Source organism: Ramlibacter paludis, from assembly GCF_022012305.1.
Taxonomy (GTDB): domain Bacteria; phylum Pseudomonadota; class Gammaproteobacteria; order Burkholderiales; family Burkholderiaceae_C; genus Ramlibacter; species Ramlibacter paludis.
In genome coordinates this window covers 574,593-576,940 of record NZ_JAKLTM010000003.1, presented here as the reverse complement: position 1 = coordinate 576,940, position 2,348 = coordinate 574,593, and the positions used below count along the sequence as shown (strand labels likewise).

The following is a 2,348-nucleotide window of genomic DNA, read 5'->3' as shown; positions in this document are numbered from 1 at the left end:
GGGCCGCGGCGGGTTCGGTTGTTCAACGAAGGAAGTTCATTTCATGGCTGAAAACAAGGAAGCCCCGCAGCAAGCGGCGGCGCCCCGCATCAAGTGGGACGACTCGCGCATGTCGAGCGCGTATGCCAACGTCTGCAACGTCAGCAGCACCCGCGAGGAGGTCGTGCTGCTGTTCGGCGTCAACCAGGCGTGGAACCGCGGCCAGCAGGAAGTCACCATCCAGCTGACCGACCGCATCATCATCAGCCCCTATGCCGCCAAGCGCCTGAGCATGGTGCTGTCCGGCGTGGTCAAGGAGTACGAAAGCCGCTTCGGGCAGCTCGACGTCGAGGGCGGCGGCATCACCCAGATGTCGCCCGCCCCCCGCAACGACAAGTAAGCCGGGCTGCCGCGCCCCAGCGGCGCGGCCTGAGGAGTGGACATCGACAGCAGCATGCAGGAAGGACGCCTGGTGCGTTCCGTCGCGCCGGGCGCGGGCCAGCGCGCGGCCGCGGCCGACGAGGCCTGGCGGCGCTTTGCCCGTGCCGAATCGCTGCAGGAATTCGCGCAGGCCTGGCTGGCCCTGCAGTGCGCCCAGATCGGCGAGGTCGGCGACGGCGTGGTGCTGCTGCGGCAGCCCGGCGCCGAGCTGCTGGCCCCCGCCGCCTTCCATCCCCGCCATCCGCCCGACCGCGCGCTGTTCGCGCAGGTGATCGAACGCGCCCTGGCCGAGGGCCGCGGCGTAGTGCTCCCGCGGCTGGCGCGGCCCGGGACGGCGGCGCCGGGCACGGAGGACGAGCCGGTGGCCTACCAGCTCGCCTTGCCGCTGCTGGTCGATACGCAGGTGCTCGGCGCCGTGGGCCTGGAGATCGCCCAGCGCAGCGACCCCGAGGTCCGCGCCGCGATGCGCTCGCTGCAATGGGGCTCGGGCTGGCTGGAAGCGTGGCTGCGGCGACAGATGGTTGCCGGCGCCGCGGTCTCGCCGGCCGAAGGCGGGGGTGAACGGCAGCAGCTCGCACTCGACCTGGTCGCCACGCTGCTGGAGCACCAGCGCCTGGCCGAAGGCGGACCGGCCTTCGTCACCGAGCTCGCATCGCGCCTGCACTGCGACCGCGTGGCGCTGGGATTGCGCCAGGGGCCCCGCACGCGCCTGAAGGCCATGTCGCATTCGAGCCAGGTGGCGGCGCAGGGCAACCTCACGCGCGCCATCGAGGACGCGATGGACGAGGCGCTGGACCAGCATGCGACGGTCGGCTTTCCCGCGGCCGAAGACGACTCGGCGCCGCTGGTGCGGTTTGCCCACCAGCAGCTCGCGCAAGCCTCGGGCGCCGGCGCGGTGCTGACGCTGCCGCTGCGGCGCGGCGAGCAGCAGGTCGGCGCGCTCACGCTGGAGCGCGCCACCGGGCAGGGCTTCGATCCGGCGACCCTCGAACTGTGCGCCGCCGTCGCCGCGGTGGCCGGCCCCCTCGTGGCCTTGCAGGAAGCCGGCGAGCGCGGGCTGTTGGCGCATGCGGGCGCCGATGCCGTGCGCCTGCGCGACGGCGTGCTGGGGCCGCGCCATGCCGGCTGGAAGCTGGCCGGGGCGGCCGCGCTGCTGGTCGTGCTGTTCTTCGTCTTCGCCACCGGCGACTGGCGCGTCACCGCCGACTCCACCGTCGAGGGCGAGATCCTTCGCTCGGCCAGCGCGCCCATCAACGGTTTCATCAAGGACGCGCCGCATCGCGCCGGCGACGCCGTGCGCAAGGGCACCGTGATCGCGCGCCTGGACGATCGCGACCTGCGGGTCGAACGCGCCAAGCTCCTGAGCCAGGTGGAACAGTACGGTGGCCAGTACCGCGAGGCGACGGCGGGGCGCGAGCGGGCGCAGGCGCTGATGGCCAGCTCGCAGCTGGAGCAGGCGCGCGCGCAGTTGGCACTGGTGGAGGAGCAGATCGCCCGCACCGTGCTGGTGGCGCCGTTCGACGCGGTGATCGTGACGGGTGACCTGTCGCAGAAGCTGGGTGCGCCGGTGGAGCGGGGCCAGTCGCTGTTCGAGCTGGCGCCGCTCAGCAGCTTCCGGGTGGCGCTGATGGTCGACGAGCACGACTTCGCCGCGGTGCAGCCGGGCCAGCGCGGCAAGTTGACGGTCAACTCGATGCCCGGGGCGAGCTTCCCCTTCGAGGTCACCAAGGTCACCGCCGTCAACGAGGCGCGCGACGGCAAGAACACCTTCCGGGTCGAAGCGAAGATGGTGGGCGACTACGGCCGCCTGCGCCCCGGCATGAAGGGCGTCGGCAAGATCGAGATCGGCGAGCGCAACCTGGCCTGGATCTGGACCCATTCGCTGGTCGACCGGATCCGCCTCTGGTTCTGGCTCTGGCTGCCCTGAG

At 72.2% G+C, this 2,348-nt stretch carries 2 protein-coding genes; both read left to right on the top strand.

Translation table 11 applies throughout. The features are described 5' to 3' along the window. Window positions 1-43: 43 nt before the first annotated feature. Window positions 44-379: a DUF3467 domain-containing protein gene (locus LZ009_RS13215; RefSeq protein ID WP_275698398.1), complete on the top strand. Its 336-nt coding sequence runs from the start codon at window positions 44-46 to the stop codon at window positions 377-379. A gap of 54 nt (window positions 380-433) precedes the next feature. Beyond that, complete coding sequence (locus LZ009_RS13210; protein ID WP_275698397.1) at window positions 434-2,347, top strand: GAF domain-containing protein; 1,914 nt, start codon at window positions 434-436, stop codon at window positions 2,345-2,347. Window position 2,348 lies beyond the last annotated feature (1 nt).

Excerpts from the sequence above, each read along its gene's own strand:
- LZ009_RS13215 (WP_275698398.1), top strand. The coding sequence starts at position 44 with ATGGCTGAAAACAAGGAAGCCCCGCAGCAAGCGGCGGCGCCCCGCATC.
- LZ009_RS13210 (WP_275698397.1), top strand. The coding sequence starts at position 434 with ATGCAGGAAGGACGCCTGGTGCGTTCCGTCGCGCCGGGCGCGGGCCAG.